Here is an 18,714-nt window from a genome sequence, read left to right on the forward strand (position 1 = left end):
GCAGCGGTCTCCATGTTTCGGGTCGATTATTCAACCTCTTGTTAAATTCGGTAGCTCGTCTGCGCGGGCCATGGGCTTTCGGTTTTATCGCTGATGCCCAAATCTTTGTCTAGCACGCGGGTACGGGCGGTAGATGAAGTGCCATGATGTCATCGCGTGGGGCCCCGTGGAACGGATAAATCTCTCGAACTCGGGGGTCATGCCCGGGGATGAGGTGGTCTGACGAGTCAGCCAAGTCATGCAGCTTCCGGTAGCCGGCAAGCATGGCACCGACATCCAGGACTACCGGGAAGGGAGAGTCTTCCTCCATGTTCGCGTAGTAGTGACTGGCATCGGAAGCCAGCACCACCCACCCGCGAGCAGTGTGCACTCGCACGGCCTGAAGCCCGAGGGTATGCCCACCGACGTGGATGAGTTCAATTCCGGGGGCAAGTTGCACGTCTCCGTGGTGGAAGACTACGCGTTGCTGAAAGACACCTCGTACCAGATTGACTACGTCCTCGACATTGAAGGAATGGCGCAGTGGCCTGTACAGCATGTATCGCCCGGTGGCGAAGTGCATTTCCGACTCTTGCAAATGGAAGCGAGCGTTGGGCAGTAAATCGACGTTCCCCGCATGGTCGTAGTGCATGTGCGTAATGATCACCTCCTGTATGTCCGCAGGAGTGAGACCTAAACGCCCCAGGGCACCTATCGGGCAGCGAATCAGAGTCCGGCCGCGTGCATCGGCCGCCTGTTGATTGAACCCCGTGTCGACAAGGAATACTCGTTCCTCGCTCCGGATTAGCCAGATGAAGTAATCCATCGGCATGGGCAGGTCATGAGCGTCGAGGCTGTCGATGAAGTTATCGCGGCGGACTCGATCAACACGGGCGTATCGCAGCGCGAATACCTCGTATTCGGGGACGGCAGTCATGGCATCTCCTGGGCAGCAAAAGTCCGCCGGCGCAGGGCCGGCGGTAGTGTGTCAGGCGTGTTCAGCTTCCCAAGCCTTGATCGCCTCACTTGCGACACGGAAAGCGGCCAATGCCGCCGGTACGCCACAGTAAATGGCGCCCTGCATCAGCACTGCACGTATCTCGTCCCTGCTTACCCCGTTGGTCAGCGCTCCTTTAACATGCACGCCGAGCTCATGGTGCTGGTTCATCGCGGTGAGCATGGCCAGGTTGATGATGCTGCGGGTCTTGAAGGGGAGGGTCTCATCGCCCCACACGGCACCCCAGCAGTACTCGGTGACGAGCGCTTGCATGGGCTTGTTGAATTCATCGGCCGCTGACCAGGATTTCTCTACGTGGGCGGCACCCAGTACCGCCTTGCGGTTGGCGAAGCCCTTGTCGAACATTTCGTTGCTCATGGTGTGGATCCTTCAGTTGGATGGGCGTGGACGGGTCGGGACCTCAACGCCCGCCCACTGCTCGATGAGGCAGGTGATGCGCGTGAAGTCGGCGCTATCCCCGAAGGCAGCGCGAGTCATGTTGAGTACTTGGCGAACGCTACTGCCGACTGGCATGGGAACTCCCATGGCCTCTGCTTCGTCGAGGCACAGCCGGGTGTCCTTGAGGGACAGGGCAGTGGTGAATCCGAAGTCGAAGGTGCGCGGTAGCACCGCTCGCGGAAGCTTGTCTGCAGTTGCACTGTTGCGGGCACTGCCGGCGTTGAATACGTCCAGCATGACTTGGGGGTCCAGGCCCGCCTTGACACCCATCACTAGCGCTTCGCATGAGACTGCCAGGGCTGTGACGGAGACCAGGTTATTCACCAGTTTCATGGTCTGGCCAAGTCCGGGTTGTTCACCGCAGAACAGCGCTTTGCCCAGTGTATTCAGGATCGGGAGGAGTTCTGCGTAAGCAGCGTCGGGGCAGGCCACCATCAGGGCCAGCGTGCCTTTTTCGGCGCCTGCCGCTCCACCGCTGACTGGGCAGTCGACGGCGATGATGTTGCGCTCAGCCAGCGCGGACGCGACTTGCTTGGCGGTGCGAGGGCCGGTAGTGGAAAGGTCGACGAACAACCGAACTTGCTCACCGGCGATAATGCCCTGATCTCCGAGCGCTACTTTCTGCACGATCTCGGGGGTGGGCAGGCTGGCAAATACGATCTGCGCCTGGTTGGCGACCGCCCGCGGATCCGCAGCTCTGCTTGCACCCAGTGCTACCAGGCGCTCTACAGCGGCTTCATTGAGGTCGAAGACAGTCAGTGAATGACCGGCCTGAACCAGGCGACGGGCCATGGGCTCGCCCATGACACCGAGTCCGATAAAGCCAAGAGTGGGGGTGGACATTGCGTGGATGTCTCCTGTCTGGGACGCCGTAAGCGCCCGTTGGTCAGTGGGGAATTAGGCGGGCAAGTACCGCTCGAGCGCGCTCGACTTCGTCGTCGCTGACCTCGTGGGATCTGCCCGGGTAAATCTTCAGTTGCACATCACCCCCCATCCGCTCAAACACCTCGGCGCTCTGTTCGGTGCGCTTCCTCGGCACCCATTCGTCCTGGTCGCCGTTCGCGATCAGGACAGGTGTGCCGTCCAGCTGAAGTGACGTCGTCCAGGTCGTTTCTGCGGGACCAATGAGGCCGCCGGTGAATGCGATCAGGCCACCCCAACGTTGAGCGTTGCGGTAGACGAATTCGCTGGCCAGGCAAGCGCCCTGGGAAAATCCCAAGAGTGCGATGTTGGTTCGTTTGATACCGCGGCGTTCCAGATTTCGTATCAGCTGTTCAAGACGTTCCAGGGCGAAGTCGAGCCATGGTTGGTTCTCGCTCAACGGCGCCATGAAACGATTCGGATACCAGCTGGCCTGGGCCGCCTCAACAGCGATGAACGGCATGCCTTCGAGATCAAATCGCTCTGCCAGGGCGAGCATGTCTGCGGGGCCCTGGTTCCTGCCGTGAATCAGCACCGTTGCAACGCCGACGTCTTCGGCGCGTGGCCCGAGTGTCCGGACCAGCGTGTCGAGATGAGGGTTTCGGTCCATGGGGCGCCTCAGTACTTCAACGGTTCGAGGTAGGCCGCTATTTCTTGCGCCCGAGCACCCAACTGCGGAGGAATCTGGATGGTTTTACCCAGCTCTTCGAAGGGTTCGTCGACGAGAAAACCTTGAGGTTTGGAAACAGAGGCCTCGAAGAGCGCGCCTCCGGGAGTGCGGACGTAGACCGAGTCGAAGTAGCCGCGATCCTTGCGATCCGATACGTCGGTGTATCCCATGCCTTCCAGATGCAACTTGACGCTGCGCTGTACGTCGAGGTCCGTCACTTCGAAAGCGCAGTGGTGAACGGTGCCTTCGCCGTATGCCCACGAGCCCTGGGGCAAATCTGGTTCCAGTTGGAAGTCGATGATGGTGCCGGAGCCGCCGTTGCCCACTTCGTACCGGCTGAAGGCACCATCGGTATTGAGCAGCTTGCCTGTCCAGCCGTAATGCATGAACTCGGCCGAGTTCTCCAGATCACGCACTGAGACGGTAATGCCGTGGGTACCGCGGATGCCAAACTCAGAAGGCACCACCCCGTTCGAATAAGGCTTTCGATTGTCGTCGTCGATCCCGACCAGCTCGTACTCGATGCCACACGGGTGGGTGAAATGCAGGAGCTTCTCGCCGAAGCGTTCCAGCAGGACCGGTTTGAAACCGTGGTTGGTCAGGTGGCTGGCCCAGAAGCTCAGGGACGAGACTGGAACCGAAAGAGCCAGCGTCTTGACCTGACCACTACCGCGGCGAGCCTTGCGGCCAGACTGACGCATGGGGAAGCAGGTGATCAGCGTGCTCTCTTCGCCGATGTCGTTCCCGTAGTAGAAGTGGTAAATCGGCTCGGTACCGTCGTACAGGCCGGTCTTCTTGACGCTTTTGAGACCCAGTACCTTGGTGTGGAAGTCGTAGTCTTCCTGGGCGCCACCGACGTTCAAGGTGATGTGGTGGTGACGCAGGATGTGCGGGTTTATCTCCATTATTATTCTCCAGTAGCACGCATTGTTTGAAACGCCTGGTGTCAGGGGCGTTTTCCGGCGAAGGCGTTGGCAAGCAGATGACCGATGGCTTCGGCTTCAATAGGGCGTGGATTCCAGTACGGGGATGCACAGGCGATTTCCACCGCGCGTGGAAGGTCGTCCTGGCGCATGCCAATCTGTTCCAGTCGGGTGGGAGCCCCAAGGCTGGCTGCCAAGTCGTACAGGCCTTGAGGTGCGTCGGTTACCCCGAGCGCGCGGGCGACCCTTGCCATGGCCTCTGGGGTAGCCGAGGCGTTGTAGGCAGCCGCATGGGGGAGTACGACGGTGTGGGTTTCGGCATGGGGCAGGTTGAAGCTGCCTCCGAGCGTGTGGCAGAGCTTGTGGTGAATCGACATACCCACCGCCCCCAGGCAGACACCGCAAGCCCATGCGCCGAAGAGGGCATCTGAGCGTGCCTCGCGATCTTCAGGATCAAAGACAATTCGGGGAAGCGCCCTGGCAAGTGCTGCGATGCCCTGCTCTGCCAGTTGGGAGATGAGCGGATTGGCGTCTTTGGCGTAAAGGGCCTCCACCGCATGGGCAATCGCATTCAATCCACTGGTCACGCTGATCTGCGGCGGGAGACTGAACGTCAGGTCCACGTCGTAGAGAATTACTTCCGGGAGAACCTTGAGGGCGCGCTGAGTGGTTTTCAGGCCGTTCTCCGTCTGCCCGATGATCGGCGTTGCTTCCGATCCGGCATAGGTAGTCGGTATCACGATCTGCGGCAGGTCGGTGTTCAACGCGATCGCTTTGCCCAGTCCGATGGTGGAGCCACCACCGAGCGCTACAACGCAGTCCGCTTTGCTCTTCGCCACCACGTCCAGGGCTTCACGAGTTACCTCCACTGGAGTGTGCATGGTGGCGTTGGCGTACAGCCCCACGGACTTATCGCCGAGCTGTTTGACCAGACGTTCGCCGGCATCTCGTTGCTGAGAGGTGGTCAGTACCAGCGCTCGAGAGCAACCCAGGTTGGTGATTTCTTGCTCCAGCTGCGACAGGGTTCCGGAACCAAAAATGACGCGTCCGGGCAGGGCGTTGTAGATGAACGGCTGCATGTACTCTCCAAGCGTATTGAGACTTCGATATGCGTGGAGTTTTGCTATGGATATGGGGCTTGGACACCTGTCGAAAGATAGTGCCGCGGACTTACCGCGACACCGTTCTTCAGCGTGTTAGCTCAGGAAATCCAGAAGGGCTTGGCGCGCCTCGTTGGACTCGTCGAGCGGTAGGTGACCAACGTTGGTGAACATCCTCAGTTGTGCGCCTGGTATCGCCTGTTGCCAGTACTCGGCCTGGCCGGCGGGTATCAGGCGATCCTCACTACCCCAGATCAGGAGGGTGGGCGATTTGATAGTCGCGAGCAGTGAAGGCATTTCCGGGTTGTCCATGCTGCCATCGCGCAGGACCCGCATTACGGCGGTTCCTTCACGAACTCGCATCGCACCGAACTCCTCATCGGGACCGTTCGGTAGGTAGGGCAGGAGGACTTGAATGTCCTTTACCAGGAATGCCGGGAAGTTCTCTGGCGGGATGGTAGAGAGGTCGGGAAGCGGATGTTCTGGCACGCTCAAGCCAGCGGGGGCCGCTAGTACCAGCTTCTCGACCCGCTCGGGGTATCGCGCGGCAAATTCGGCCGCCAAACGCCCCCCAAACGAGCTGCCTACCAGGTGCACGCGGTCGAGTCCCAGGCTATCGAACAGCTCGCGGTAGTGCTCCACGTATCCAGCGGTTGAGTCTATCCGAGGGTTTTCACAAGACATGCCGAAGCCAGGGTGATGTGGCAGGAATGCTTCAAATTGCTCTGGCCAGCCATCGGAGAACGCGAGGCCAGTCCAGGTACCGCCCCCGTGCAAGTACACAAGGGGGAAGCCACTGCCTGCGCGATGCACGACGGTGATGGTGCCGTCGATCTGGAAAAGCTGGCGTTGCCAGTTGGAAAAGTCGACGCGGCGGTCTCCGCTGGGAAGCAGACTCATAGGAACCTTCTTGTTTTTCGGGTGTGCGTGGGGGCCACGCGGCCGCTGGCGCGGCGTCGTGGAGTCGGTGTACGTGGTTATGCCAAGCAGGGCTGCGCGCAGTTCCGTCGCAGCTTCAGGCTTGAAACGCACCTGCATGCGGCGATTGCTCACTGCCCTATGACGCCCCGGGAATTCCACCAATAGGTCTTCCGTTGATGGCTCGATTCGAATTTCAAGCGGGGCGTCGACCACAGCCAGTTGAAAGACCATGTCCTGCGTGTCTTGCATGGCCGGCTCCCACTTAATCGATCAGTTCCAGCGTGCCCTTCATCGCGGCCCAATGGCCGGGGAAGGAGCAGAAGTAGGCGTAACTCTCTCCGGGCGTGAGATTGCCCACCTCGAAGCTCACACTCGTGCTTTCTCCGCCGCCAATTAGCTTGGTGTGCGCAATCACGCGCTCATCACCGGGCTTCAGGTAGCCACCGGAGGCCCTCGCGTTGATGCCATCAGTGGCAATGGCCTGCACGTCGGAGGCCTTGGCAAGCACCCAGTTATGACCCATTACGGCCACTGGCATGCGACCGTGATGAGTGAGCGTGAGGGTGATCTGTTTGCACTCACGACTGATGCTGATGCGCTCCTGGGTGAAGGTCATCTGGTCAGTTGAGCCGATGTCGATCTGGCACTCCGCCCCCAGCGCGAAAGCGCTGGGTAGCGATAGCAGAGCGGTCAGGAGTACTGGGCGTAGCATCTGCTTCCCGCTCATCATTTGGCGCTCGGCGTCTTGGCCAGGAAATTGGCCAATGCGTCCAGCTCGGCATCACTGATTTCCGTCTTGCGGAAGAACGGCATGACAGAGATGCCGTTGCGCACGTAATACTTGATCAACTCCGGATTTAAATCACGTCGTTCCACCAAGGTATCCGGCACTGCGCCGCGGTATTTGGCGCGCAACGCCAGCGTACCGGGATATGCATCGCCAGCTGCATGGCAGGCCGCACACCACTTGTTGTAGATCTGCTCTCCCTGAGTATTCGGAGTGTCTTCCGCTGCGGCACCTCCTGCCATCGAGATGAGCAGGGAGGCAATCAATGCGCTTTTCATGCCGAGGTCTCCCCGTTGTAGCGGTGCTGCTTACGAAGATGTTTCGGCCAGATACCGTAACGCCCGGGCGAGAGGATGCCCTTTGGATCGACGGCGTCTTTGAGTACTTCGTGGAAGCGCAGCAGAGCATGGTTGCCGAACGAGTAGGTATCCATCACATCAGCTTGGAACGCAGGAGCTGTACGGTATTCGCCCCAGCCGTGCTTGGCGGCAACTTTGATGATCTGTCGGAAGGCCTGGCGATTCTTGCGGTTCTGTTCTGGGTCCTTGCTCATGAAGAACGGGATGATGAAGGTGAAGCTGCGCTCCCAGGACGGTACCGGAACGATCATTGCGAAGATCATCGGCATGCCCAGTCGCTTGGCCTCGGCACCGAGTACTTCATTGATCTTCAGGATCTCCGCGCCGTCGCGTGGAATTACCGGAGAGAACCAGGCATGACCGTCTGACGGGGGAGCCGGATTCCAGGTCGAGCGTGCACCAATCGCAAAGGTGCGCAGGTTCGGAATACCGAACTGGGCCGGGTACTCCACCTTTTCTGCCTGCTCGGGAGTCAGGGGTAGGTTGTAAAACTCGCGATCTTCGAAACGTGAATCGGCGATGAGTGCTTTGAAGCGTTCTTGGACGTATTCCCACTGCGCCCGAATTACTTTCTCCGGCCCGTAGAAAGTCAGTGCACAACTCCAGAAGGGGATGTTGTTCTTCTTTCCGTAGCCTTCATACTCCTCCGGCTTGGCGCCGCGCCCCAGGAGTTGCATGAACTCCGGATCAGGGTTTTTCGGGCCGTGAGCCAGGAAATCGTGCAGCCCAGCTAGGCTCGGAGTGCCGAGCACGGGGCTGTTGATGTCGGGATAGCCGGTGAAGATCTTGGCGTTCTCGAGCTCGGTCATGAGGTCGACGAGAGGCGCAAGGTCGGCGTAACGAGTCAGATGAATGGCACCTTTGAGGAAGGCCTCTGGCTCGGGCATCAGCCAGAAGCCCATCTTGGTCACGACGCCGAAGTTGGACTGGCTGAAGATGCCGTCGATTGCTGGGCCGAACCCGGTCTTGTACATCGCCCAGGTCTTGTTACCCGGCATTGCACCCATGCCCGTACGCATCAGGTCGCCGTTGGCCAGGACCACTTCCATGCCGCAATGGGCATCGAAGTGGTTCCTGAACTGGGCACTGGTGTAGCCCGCGCCGCGGTCAATGGCATTGCCCAGCATACTTCCCCAGCCCGGATCGGGTACGTCGATCCACAGCTTGATCTTGTTCTCCTGCAGGTAGCGATACATGTCGAAGTAGCTGACGCCGGGCTCGACGATGCAGTAGGCCTGTTTCTCGTTGACCTCGATGATGCGGTTCATGCGTTTGAGGTCCAGGACGACGCTGCCGCTGTAGGCTGGTGCAGAACCGCCGTAGCCGAGGTTCTTGCCGGTGGAGATGGTGTACAGCGGAATGCCGTGGCGGTTGGCGATGCGCACGACCTCCTGGACTTGCTCGGTGGAGTCCGGTGCCACGGCTGCGGATGCGAGGCGTTCTTCCGGCTCACCCCAGTAGGGTGAGTAGGCATCGCGGTAGAGCTTGAGGTCTTCCTCGCTGGAAAAGACCCACTCCTTGCCGACGACTGCGGCGAACTCGGTGAGTGCCTTGGCGAATGTTTGCGAATCAATGCCTGGGGGTAACATGCCTTCTCTCCTGGCCAGGTTTTTTTCTTGTAGTTGGTTTGGGGTCAGGCGCGCGCCGTTGCGGGCGCGATAACCCAGGTCACCAGCGACTCGTCCAGCTGTCCTCTGCTGCGAAACTCTCTGGGCGTGCACTTGCCGTTCAGCTCGGGGGGCGAGCAGTTGGCAAGGAGACTCGCCAGCGCAGCACTCCATTGCCCATCGGTTGCAATCGCCTTGGCGGTCTGTGCCGAGAGGAGGTCGGGGGCTTCGATCTGGTGCGTGAGAACACCGCTGCCGTTGTCGTGGTGCTCGGTACGCGCGAGCACACGCAGGCCGCGATCCCAAGCCAGGCGTTCAAGGCAGAACAGGTGTTCGCGGGTGGTAAGTCCCGTTACGGCTGCCTGGTGTTTCCGCCACAGCGGATCCAGCTCTTTGAACCACAGTGCGGTGATATCGCCTTGGCTGGTGTAGTGGGCCATTCCAAGTGCTGCGGCTTGTGCACCAAAGCTTCGGCTGTCCGCAAAGCGACTGTCCGAGACCACCGCTTGAATCACAGTGCTGGATTTGAAGCCGAGGGCATTGGCAACTGAAGAGTTGGTGAGCAGCGGCAGAAAACTGCTGGCGATTCCTGCCTGGAGAAAGCTGCGCCGCTTCATGACTGGGCAGCCTTCGGGCCGAAGGTCGGACGGGAGGGGTGTGGCATGGCGACGGTCTCCAGCGATCTTGTTGTTATCGCCATCGCCTTTCCGGCGATGTTCGTTGCCGGAATGTTTGCGCAGGGGGGTTTTCCCAAGCACCTACCCAAAGATAGTTAGCCCCCCCCTTGCTCGTTCTCCTCCTCTTGCTGCTTCGCGTAGCTGCGCGGCGACATTCCGAAGTGTTTCTTGAACAGCTCGCGGAAGGCCCGTTCTGATTGATAGCCAACCCGCTCCGCGATGAGCGCAATACTGACGCGTCCCTCCAAAAGCAATTCGGCAGCTAACTGCATTCGGCATTCGATCAGGTAGTCGATGGGGGATTGGCCTGTTCGCTTGGCGAAAAGGCGTCCGAAACTGAATCGCGACATGCCTGCGAGCTTTGCCAGTTTCTCGACTGTCCAGGCTTCCGCGGGACGGCTGTGCATTGCGACCAGTGCCTGGCTGATGCGTGGGTCTCGCAGGCCGCTGAGCCAATTGCGCTGTTGACCTGCGGTGCTGAGTGAGTGGGCACGAATGAAACTGGTGAAGATCAGTTCTGCAAGTCGAGATGCTGTGGCGGTGTACCCAGGAGTGGCCGAGGTTTGCTCCGCGGCGAGAAATTCGAGCAGCGATGGCAGCCAGGGGAACAGCCCGCTGGCGCTTCCTCGAAGTGCAATGAGGTCAGGCAAGGCTCGCAGCAAGTGATTGTCAGTGGCGCCAGCGATGATCAATCCCATTGTCAGCACTCGCGCATCGTAGGGCGACTCGCCAAGTCGAAGCCCCCGCAGTGGTGCTCCTTGCCTGGATCCCGGGGTGAGTCTGGGGAGGTTATTTCGCTCCCAGTAGTCAGCCAGAGGGATGCAACTGGCATCCCTCGACGAAGCAAAGGAAAACGCTCGTCCATGGAGGATCAGGGCGGCGTCGCCGGGATGAAGGCACTGTGGCTGCTGTCCGTCGAGCATGAGCCAGAAGGGTTTATCAATCGCGCAAAAGGTATAGGCGTTGGCCGATGTTGTAGCCGGAACAGCCATACCCCAAGGCTCTCCGCAGTTGAAGATCCCGACGGAGTTGGCCTCGATTTTCAATGACAGGAGCACTTCACCTAGCAGGTCCATAGCTCACCGGATATGTCGGATACAGCCGAAATATCGCTCATTTCGGCGTAGTTGGTTGAGGGGGGTTTGGATACTTTTTGCCGCATGAACGGTTTGCACAAAAAACAACAAAACCTGAGAGGTGGCTTCATGTTTATTCGCAACTGCTGGTATGTCGCAGGTTGGGACGATGTGCTGAAGGGCCAGGAGCTGTTCGCCTGCGTCATCGCCAACGAGCCAATCGTCATTTATCGCAAGGTCGATGGTGGCTTGGTCGCACTGCAGGATCGTTGCTGCCATCGCGCGGCTCCTCTTTCGATCGGGCGCCGCGAGGGGGATCATCTGCGTTGCCTGTATCACGGGTTGCGCTTTGACGAATCCGGCCAGTGTGTAGATATCCCCGGTCAGGATCGAATTCCTCCGCAAGCACGGGTGCGCAGCTTCCCTGTGATCGAACGCGGTAATTACTTGTGGGTCTGGATGGGAGATGCGGAAGCGGCTGATCCTGCGCTGATTCCCCCCACGGTGGCGTTGGATGATCCGAATTGGATCTTCCGGCACGGCTACATGGACTACGACGCCAACTATCAGTTGGTGCATGACAACCTTCTGGACTTTTCCCACCTGACCTATGTGCATCCGGACAGTTTTGGTGTCGGCGAGGATTGGGCGCTGACCCGACCCAAGGTCACGCGTATGGAGCGAAGCGTGCGAGTCGAGCGGTGGTTGCCTGACCAGCCGGTGCCGAACCACATCAAGAGCGAAGTCGAAACCGAAACGCTTGATATGTGGATGTATTACGACTTCTACGTGCCGGGCGTGATGATCATGTATTCCCAGGGGTATCCAGGTGGCACCGCGGCTCGCTGCAATGGGGAGGCACCAGTCGGTATCGAGCCGATTACCAGTGATGTCACCAACCAGTCCATCACGCCGATCAGTGCCCAGCGCTCGCGTTACTGCTTCTCTTGGGCTCCCCGCGTCAAGGGCGGGAGTCCCGAGTTGGCCGACGGCATGATTGCGATTGCGCGAATGGCCTTTGGTGAGGACCGTGACATCATCGAGGCCCAGCAGCGTGCGCTGAACCTGGCTCCCGATGCCAAGCTGGTACCCACGACGTCCGATACGGCTCTGGGTCAGTTCCGATGGATCATTGATCGCATGCTCAAGGCCGAAGAAGAGTCGAAAGTGAATCCAGTAGTGCAGGTGGCTGCTCAAGGCTGATAACCCCGCCATGATCTGAGCCTGGCTGTTTGGCGGGTCTGGGTTGATCCTTCATCAGCCAGGTTTGCCTTCTCTTTCGCTTGCCCCCTAGAGAAAGGGGCAGGCTCCCTTTCAGACTGACGAGCGTGGATTGGGCGATTGCGGATCTATGGATTGCAGTACGTCCCAATGCTCTGCGATACGTCCGTTCTCGATTCGGAATATATCCACAAGCGCTGCACCAGGATCGTCGGCATTCGTGCGGACGTGCGCATGCACAAAGGCCAGGTCGTCGCTGCTGGCAGCTCGCTTCACCTCATAGCTCAATGCTGGAAACTGGGCCTGAAATCCTTCGAGAAATGACAGGCTCGCTGCTGCCCCGTCGGTGGGGACATGTGGATTGTGTTGCACATAGTCAGGGGCCACGAATCGTTCGAATGCCGCACGTGGCTGCTTCTCGCAAAAGGCCAGCTGAACGAAGTCGAGCACTAGCTGTAACGAGCGGTTGGTGGCGTTCTGGGCATTCAATTTTGGCTGATTGAGCATGGGCTAACTCCAATGCGTTGAGGGGGAGGCCGATGCTCGAATGGCGCAAAGAATTAGGCACCTATCCTAGGATAGAGGCGGTGCTATCGCTCTATCTTTGGATAGGTGTTCCGCTATCTGGGCCCCTCTAGTTTTCACTCAACGGATCCATCAATGGTCCGCTGTCCTGGCCGTCGAATCGCGCGATGTATGCGCTTCGTACAGGTCTCCACGAAGACCGGAGAACAACAATAATGAAGTCAGTTCTGCTAACTCCTCCCTGCGTCGCACGTCATCTGCTCGCAACTCCCGTGCTCGCAGCGGCTATCACACTGGCTTCCGCCAGCGTGGCAAATGCATACGAATTCAAGGTTGGTGAGGTTGAAGCCAGTTGGAGCAACACGCTGAAGTACTCCCTTGGTTCTCGCATCAGCAGCCCAAGCGACACCAACCTGGCCAACGTCAACGCCGACGATCCCGAGCACAACTTCGATCGCGGCTCGTTGATGATGAACCGCGTAGACTGGTTGACGGAGTTGAACGCGCGCTACCGGAATTTCGGTCTCAGCCTGAGTGCGGCGGCCTGGTATGACGATGTCTACAACCGTCACAACGACAACGATTCTCCGGCTACTGCCAACTCCTTCTCCGTGGACAATGACGAGTTCACCGACCAGACCCGCAAATGGGCTGGTAGCAAAGTCGAGTTGCTGAATGCGTTCGTCTCTGGTCAGTTCACGCCGTTCGATGTCCCCGTCAGTGTGCGCCTGGGGCAGCACACACTTCTGTGGGGCGAGAGCCTGTTCTTCACCGACAACGGTATTGCTGCAGCGATGGCTCCGGTTGATGCCTACAAGGCGCTTACAGTACCGAACACCAAAGCTCAGGAGCTTTTCCTGCCCACCAAGCAGCTGTCCATGAGCGCACTGTTCGACGGCGGCTGGACCCTTGAAGGCTTCTACCAGTTCCAGTGGGAGAAGACTCGTATTCCTCCGGCCGGTAGCTTCATGTCCTCTGTTGATATCCTTGATGAAGGTGGTGAGCGCATCATCGCAGCACCTGGAGCCTTCTTCTATCGTGGGTCGGATGATGAGCCGGATGCAGCCCAATATGGTGTATCGCTGCGCTGGCGGCCGGAGGCTCTCAACCTCGACCTGGGGCTCTATGCCATTCGCTACAACGACAAGACGCCGCAGGTCGAGATCGTTCCCTCCGGCGGCTTCGACCCGACCAATGGGTCGATCGGTGAGTACTTCCTGCGCTACCAGGAGAAGATCAAGCTTTACGGTATCAGTGCCAATACCTCGATCGGTCAGCTGAACCTCGGTGGCGAGGTTTCCTATCGGCAGGATGTCGCTTTGCGTGCGAAGAGCGATGTGATCGACCCAGAGGTTTTGGGCGACACCGTACATGCTCAGATCAGCGCCATCTACGTGGGCAACGCTGGAGCTCTGTGGGATGGTTACTCGCTGGCCGGTGAACTCGCTGCCCATCGTCTGGTGAAAGTGACCGAGCACAAAGAACAGCGCGACGATCTGCTGAATGACACCGTCTACGGTGTGCGTGGCCTGGCCACCTTCGACTACTACCAGGTCATCCCAGGCCTCGATGTCCAGCTTCCCATCGGCCTTGGCTACAACTTTAAGGGCCAGTCGCCAATCTCTGCGGCGTTCAACAACTACGGCTCCCATGAAGGTGGTGATGTAACCGTGGGCGTCGTAGGAACCTACCAGCAAGACTGGAAGCTGCGTCTCGATGTCACTCACTTCTTCGGCAGCGAAGACAACAACTATTACAGCGGCCGTGACTTCGTCATGGCGTCTCTGACCCGCACCTTCTAACTCGGTCCCCCAAGGTACCGCGCACGACGCGCGGCGCCTTGGGGCGCGCTTCGCCCGCAGAAAGCTCCTATTGGAGGTTTTCTGCGAGAAGCCACGACCGCGCCAGTGGTCGAGACCAGGTCACGACGAAGGTTGCTTCAATACCCACCTGTTCACAGGGTTCTGTCATGTCCAAGGAAATCATCAACTACCTGCGTCAATCGGCTCCCGCCCACCACCCAGGCTGGGGCGGTCCCGAATACTCTTCCTGGCAGGATGAGCAGCTCTCATGGAAAAACAGTTGCTACGTCGGCGACTGGTCCTTCCTTTGGGATGTCGAGTTTCAAGGGCCACAGGCACTCGAGCTTTTCCGCAATACCGGAGTGAACAGTGTCGAGAACTTTGCCATCGGTCAGGCCAAGCATCTGGTTCAGTGCGACCGGAATGGAAAGGTAGTTGCAGAAGGCATTCTCATGCGCCTTGGTGAGGACCATTTCTCAAGCCAGGGCGGTACCGCATTCTGGTCGGCATTCCGGGCCGATAAAGACGGCTACAACCTTGTCTGGACGGAGCAGCAGACTTTCCAGCTCCAGGTCTCCGGCCCCACAGCGCTGGCCGTTTGCCAAGCGGTAACCGGTGAGGAGCTGCTGGACATCAAATTCATGCATTTCCGCGAAGTCACCATCGCCGGAAGGAAAGTGAGAGCGCTGCGCCAGGGCATGGCTGGTGAGATCGGTTTCGAATTCCATGGCGCCGCTGCTGACAAGGATGTAGTGAATGCCGCCATCCTGAAGGCTGGCCAGGCACATGGCATCCGTCGCCTGGGACGTCGCACCGCGATGATCAACCACCTCGAAGCCGCGTTCCCGACCAGCCTGTGGCACTTCCTGCCCTCCAGCTTCGGTCCGGATAGCGAGGGATACCTCGAGTTCATCTACGCAAACTTCGATCTCAAGGGCATCGTTCCCGTCCTGCGCGGCAGCTTCGAGGGCAACAGCATCGACGACTACCTCTTCAGCCCCTATGAACTGGGCTGGGGGCGTAGCGTCAAGTTCGATCACGAATTCACTGGGCGCGACGCCTTGGAGCGTGAAGCGGAGAATCCACGTCGTGCTCGCGTCACCCTGGAGTTCGACAACGAAGATGTCGTGGCCATCTACGCATCGCTGTTCGGTGCAGACGAGCCTTTCGACTACCTCGACATGCCGCACCCACACCGCTGGGTGAACTGGGCCGATGCGGTATCGAAGGACGGCCGTCCGGCCGGTATTTCGAGCACGCCTGGCTACAGCCTGTACTTCCGCAAAGTGCTGGCGCTGGCATTCATCGATGTTGAGCTGAGTGCTCCCGGCACGCGGGTCGAGGTGCTGTGGGGTAGCCCCGGTACGCGGCAAACCGTCATCCGCGCAACCGTTGCTCCGGCCCCTTACAAGCAGGATAACCGCCGCGCAGAACTGCGTTGAATCCCAATCGTTGCCTACGGCGATGCCTGTAAGGGCGTCGCCACGACACGTACTTCCGGAAAGCCTCGTCATGAACAATAAAAGCTGGTTTCCGATCTTCCTGATTTACGCCTGCGGACTCGCGGGAACTTCGGCCCTGGGGATGATGGGGCCGTTGGCCGTGGATATCGGCGGCTTCTTCAATGTACCAGCCGCCACGGTCGGCCTGGCGATTGCCGGCCAGCTATTGCCGCTGGCATTTGCTGGCCTGGTGATGGGTTGGCTGATCGATCGACTCGGGCCCCGCCCGCTGCTGTTGCTGGGACTGTTCACCATGGGTGGTTGCAGCCTGGCTAACGCCTGGCTGGACAGCTTTGCTCTGCTGCGTGGCACGTTATTGCTGCAAGGCATCGCGCTCGTCGCGATGATGACCTCAGGGCAGGGACTATTGATGATGTTCACCGCCGGGCGTCAGCAGGTTCAGGCCATGACACTCTGGTCCACCGTCACGCCAGTAGGTTATGCCTTGGGTCTGCTCGCTGCCTCTCCCTTTGCCGGGAGTGAAGACTGGCAGCGTGCGTTCACCTGGCATTCGGGCATCACTCTGGCATTGTTGGTCACTGCTCCCTGGCTTCCGGCACTGCGTGCTGGCTCCAGCGGAGGCGGGCTTTGGACGGTGGTCCGCAATAGTCGGGTCGTTCGATTTGGTATGAGCCTGAGCCTGTCCGCATTGGCTGGTATCGGTAGCAGCGCCGTGGGAGCGCTGTACTTCAATCGCGTGCATGGCCTGGAGCTTGGTACCAGTGCTCAGGTGATGGCCGTGGCCAGTGTCTGTGGCGTTGTTGGAAGCATCGTGATCGGGGTGTTGCTGAATCGCGGATGGCCTGGTAATCGGCTGGCCATGTTGATCTTGCTCACCGCCACGCTAGGTGCGGCGGCCTTCTACTGGCCGAGCGATGTGCTGGCCTTGGCCGTGGCCGGCGCGGTTCTGCAACAACTCTGTGTCGGCGGTTTTATCGCTCTTGTTTACTCGCTGCTTCCCCGCGCGCTGCCTGAACCCGGTATGGCTGGCTTCGCTGCTGGTCTGGTTGGACAAATCACGGGGATCGGCGCAGCGTTCTCCGCGCCGTTGTACTTTGGTGTCCTGGACATGAACCAGTGGCATTACTTCGTAGTCATTTCCGTCGTTGCATGGGGCTGCGGATACCTGCTGCTGCCGTCGGAGAGAGACGCTTCTGCCGTGGCGGCCTCCAATCACTGATCAGCAACGTTCCCTCTATCGAACTATTGCGTTTGGAGAATCCCCTCGCCATGGCGAGCAACAAGAAAGCAAACGAAACCAAGAGTGAGCGTTCCCAGTGGGCTGCGCATACCGTCTTCAATGACCCTACAAGCAATTCCGATGCTGCGCCGTGGGTCAGCCAGAACGCACGGTTCATTGCGTTCTTTTGATCTTTGGTTTTGCAGATTCAGCTCAAGCGGTCACCAGGCTGGTCGGATCCCGGGAAAGGACAGCCTTCCCGGTGCCCGCGCTAGGCCATCAGAGGTATGGGGATGTTGGTATGGGACATGTTCTGGACAATCTGTCCGTAGGGCGAAAGCTCCTGATAGCTTTCGGACTGGTCGTGATTCTGTCGTTGGGCGTCGCAGGGGCTGGTCTCTACAGTGTCCTGGCCTTGTTCTCGCGAGGGGACCTGATGACCGGAGTCGCGGAGAGTCAGATCCATCTGCTGCGTGCCGAGGTCGCCCAGCAGAACTATCGGCTGGATGGTTCACTGGATGCTGCGCAGCGTGCCACGGAGTCTCTCGACGCAGTCCGGGCACGGCTCGACGCATTGCTGCAGGCGCATCCGGACAGCAAACAACGCTCGGCCCTGGATGAGATGCGGCAGGCTGCCGGTGAGTACTATTCGCTTTTCGAGCGCATGCGACAGCGTCAGGAGGTCGAAGCGGCCAGCCCGGCAGAAGTCTTGGCGCTTGAGCAGCAGGCCGAGAAGCTGCTGAAGCAGGGCGATGCCGCGTACATTGCGCAGGGCAATGAGATGGTTGCAGTTAGCCAGCGTGTCCTGGCTCTGCTTGGCAGTGCTAGCTTGCTGCTCCTCGTCTTTGCAATCGTCGCAGCGACAGTGCTGCATCGTCAGATCGTCCTGCCGTTGCGTCGCTCCGTCGCTGCCTTGCGCTCGATCGCTGAAGGTGATCTGCGTGCGGAGTTCGATAGCCAGCGCCGAGACGAGCCAGGCCAACTGTTGTCGTCCATGCAGAACATGACCCGCGGTTTACGCGGCTTGATCGAGCGGATTGACGGAGGTGTAGAGCAACTGGCGACTATCGCGACGGGCTTCGCAGATGTAAGCGCTGATGCCGGGGTTACTGCACAAAGGCAAAGTCAGGAGTCGGAGCAGAGCGCTTCGGCGATGGTGCAGATGGCCGCCAGCGTGCATGAGGTAGCGGGACACACCCGGCAGGCGTCCGAGGCCGCGCGGCAGGCGGAGCAACAGGCGCACGTTGGGGCGAGATTGGTCGCGGAAGCAGTCACCCGAATCGATCAACTGGCCGAAGGCGTGCAATCAACTCGGGCGAGCATGGTGGATCTCAGTCGAGAGAGCGAACGCATCGGCGGCATTCTCGATGTGATTCGAACAGTCGCTGAGCAGACCAATCTTCTGGCGCTGAATGCCGCAATCGAGGCCGCCAGAGCCGGAGACCAGGGGCGGGGTTTTGCCGTGGTCGCCGATGAAGTCCGGGCGCTGGCCCTGCGCAGCCAGCATGCAACGACCGAGATCGCCACAACGATCGACGCCCTGCAATCTCTGACCCGTCAGGCCATGGCCCATAGTGAGTCGAGTCTTGGTCAGGCTCGTCAGGCGGTCGAGCAGACCGGGATGGCCAATGATGCACTGCAGGCCATTACTCATTCAGTGACGCTGATTGAACAGATGAATCAGCAGATCGCTGCGGCCGCAATACAGCAGAGCGCCGTTGCCGAGCAGGTGAGTCAAAGCGTGGTCCGCGTTCGTGACGAAGCGGAAGTCAGTCTGACCAATGCCAGGGAAAGCGGTCGTTACAGCGATACCTTGCAGAACCTGAGCAGCGAACTGCGCCAGTGGGTCAGCCGCTTTAAGCATTGATACTCCGTCTCTCTTTGGATGAGCCCGGTGACAGTTCCATGTCGCCGGGCTTTTTTATTCATTCCGAATCTGGGGAGGCACGCGTTGTGGGAACTGCAGAGTTAGGGTGAGAGGCTGGGCGCGCCGGAGTACCACGGTCTT

The 18,714-nt window shown here is 59.4% G+C and carries 18 protein-coding genes; 5 read left to right on the forward strand and 13 right to left on the reverse strand.

Annotated features, from left to right (window positions below; genetic code table 11):
* Positions 1 to 109: 109 nt before the first annotated feature.
* The 12 genes from E8E91_RS26960 to E8E91_RS27015 form a co-directional block, all read right to left on the reverse strand.
* Complete coding sequence (locus tag E8E91_RS26960; RefSeq protein ID WP_280380151.1) at positions 110 to 916, reverse strand: N-acyl homoserine lactonase family protein; 807 nt, start codon at positions 914 to 916, stop codon at positions 110 to 112.
* Positions 917 to 967: 51 nt separating this feature from the next.
* The gene (locus tag E8E91_RS26965) at positions 968 to 1,354 is read right to left on the reverse strand and encodes a carboxymuconolactone decarboxylase family protein (RefSeq protein ID WP_280380153.1); all 387 of its coding nucleotides are present in this window, start codon (positions 1,352 to 1,354) and stop codon (positions 968 to 970) included.
* Between the two features lie 12 nt (positions 1,355 to 1,366).
* A complete protein-coding gene (locus E8E91_RS26970; protein WP_280380155.1) occupies positions 1,367 to 2,278 on the reverse strand; it encodes an NAD(P)-dependent oxidoreductase in 912 nt (303 codons plus the stop codon).
* A 43-nt stretch (positions 2,279 to 2,321) separates the two neighbouring features.
* Positions 2,322 to 2,966: a dienelactone hydrolase family protein gene (locus E8E91_RS26975; protein ID WP_280380157.1), complete on the reverse strand. Its 645-nt coding sequence runs from the start codon at positions 2,964 to 2,966 to the stop codon at positions 2,322 to 2,324.
* An 8-nt stretch (positions 2,967 to 2,974) separates the two neighbouring features.
* A complete protein-coding gene (locus tag E8E91_RS26980; RefSeq protein ID WP_280380159.1) occupies positions 2,975 to 3,931 on the reverse strand; it encodes a VOC family protein in 957 nt (318 codons plus the stop codon).
* Between the two features lie 41 nt (positions 3,932 to 3,972).
* Complete coding sequence (locus E8E91_RS26985) at positions 3,973 to 5,028, reverse strand: maleylacetate reductase (RefSeq protein WP_280380160.1); 1,056 nt, start codon at positions 5,026 to 5,028, stop codon at positions 3,973 to 3,975.
* Positions 5,029 to 5,145: 117 nt separating this feature from the next.
* Positions 5,146 to 6,219, reverse strand: a complete 1,074-nt coding sequence (locus E8E91_RS26990) for an alpha/beta hydrolase (RefSeq protein ID WP_280380161.1) — start codon at positions 6,217 to 6,219, stop codon at positions 5,146 to 5,148.
* A gap of 13 nt (positions 6,220 to 6,232) precedes the next feature.
* Entirely contained in the window at positions 6,233 to 6,682 is a 450-nt protein-coding gene (gene azu / locus E8E91_RS26995) for an azurin (RefSeq protein WP_280380163.1), read from the reverse strand.
* Positions 6,683 to 6,696: 14 nt separating this feature from the next.
* On the reverse strand, positions 6,697 to 7,035 hold the full coding sequence (locus E8E91_RS27000; RefSeq protein WP_280380165.1) for a cytochrome c: 339 nt from the start codon (positions 7,033 to 7,035) through the stop codon (positions 6,697 to 6,699).
* Complete coding sequence (locus E8E91_RS27005; protein WP_280380167.1) at positions 7,032 to 8,705, reverse strand: FAD-binding oxidoreductase; 1,674 nt, start codon at positions 8,703 to 8,705, stop codon at positions 7,032 to 7,034. Before E8E91_RS27005 ends, E8E91_RS27000 begins: the two co-directional genes overlap by 4 nt.
* A gap of 44 nt (positions 8,706 to 8,749) precedes the next feature.
* Positions 8,750 to 9,340 carry a hypothetical protein gene (locus E8E91_RS27010; RefSeq protein WP_280380168.1) on the reverse strand — a complete coding sequence of 197 codons (591 nt, stop codon included), beginning with the start codon at positions 9,338 to 9,340 and terminating at the stop codon, positions 8,750 to 8,752.
* 155 nt (positions 9,341 to 9,495) lie between these two features.
* Entirely contained in the window at positions 9,496 to 10,476 is a 981-nt protein-coding gene (locus E8E91_RS27015; protein ID WP_280380170.1) for an AraC family transcriptional regulator, read from the reverse strand.
* A gap of 84 nt (positions 10,477 to 10,560) precedes the next feature.
* Between E8E91_RS27015 and E8E91_RS27020 the strand changes: the two genes are divergently transcribed.
* Positions 10,561 to 11,679, forward strand: coding sequence for an aromatic ring-hydroxylating dioxygenase subunit alpha (locus tag E8E91_RS27020; protein WP_280380172.1), 1,119 nt, complete (start codon positions 10,561 to 10,563; stop codon positions 11,677 to 11,679).
* Positions 11,680 to 11,790: 111 nt separating this feature from the next.
* Here E8E91_RS27020 and E8E91_RS27025 read toward each other — a convergent pair whose 3' ends face one another.
* Entirely contained in the window at positions 11,791 to 12,204 is a 414-nt protein-coding gene (locus tag E8E91_RS27025) for a nuclear transport factor 2 family protein (protein WP_280380173.1), read from the reverse strand.
* A 233-nt stretch (positions 12,205 to 12,437) separates the two neighbouring features.
* Between E8E91_RS27025 and E8E91_RS27030 the strand changes: the two genes are divergently transcribed.
* The 4 genes from E8E91_RS27030 (at position 12,438) to E8E91_RS27045 (ending at position 18,573) form a co-directional block, all read left to right on the forward strand.
* The gene (locus E8E91_RS27030; protein ID WP_280380175.1) at positions 12,438 to 14,024 is read left to right on the forward strand and encodes a DUF1302 family protein; all 1,587 of its coding nucleotides are present in this window, start codon (positions 12,438 to 12,440) and stop codon (positions 14,022 to 14,024) included.
* A 167-nt stretch (positions 14,025 to 14,191) separates the two neighbouring features.
* Positions 14,192 to 15,466, forward strand: coding sequence for an aminomethyl transferase family protein (locus E8E91_RS27035; RefSeq protein ID WP_280380177.1), 1,275 nt, complete (start codon positions 14,192 to 14,194; stop codon positions 15,464 to 15,466).
* A 70-nt stretch (positions 15,467 to 15,536) separates the two neighbouring features.
* Positions 15,537 to 16,706 (forward strand): MFS transporter, encoded by a 1,170-nt coding sequence (locus E8E91_RS27040; RefSeq protein WP_280380179.1) that lies wholly within the window; start codon positions 15,537 to 15,539, stop codon positions 16,704 to 16,706.
* A gap of 301 nt (positions 16,707 to 17,007) precedes the next feature.
* The gene (locus tag E8E91_RS27045) at positions 17,008 to 18,573 is read left to right on the forward strand and encodes a methyl-accepting chemotaxis protein (protein WP_280380181.1); all 1,566 of its coding nucleotides are present in this window, start codon (positions 17,008 to 17,010) and stop codon (positions 18,571 to 18,573) included.
* Positions 18,574 to 18,714: the final 141 nt, after the last annotated feature.

This window comes from Pseudomonas sp. BN515, assembly GCF_029873155.1.
In the GTDB taxonomy this organism is placed as follows: domain Bacteria; phylum Pseudomonadota; class Gammaproteobacteria; order Pseudomonadales; family Pseudomonadaceae; genus Metapseudomonas.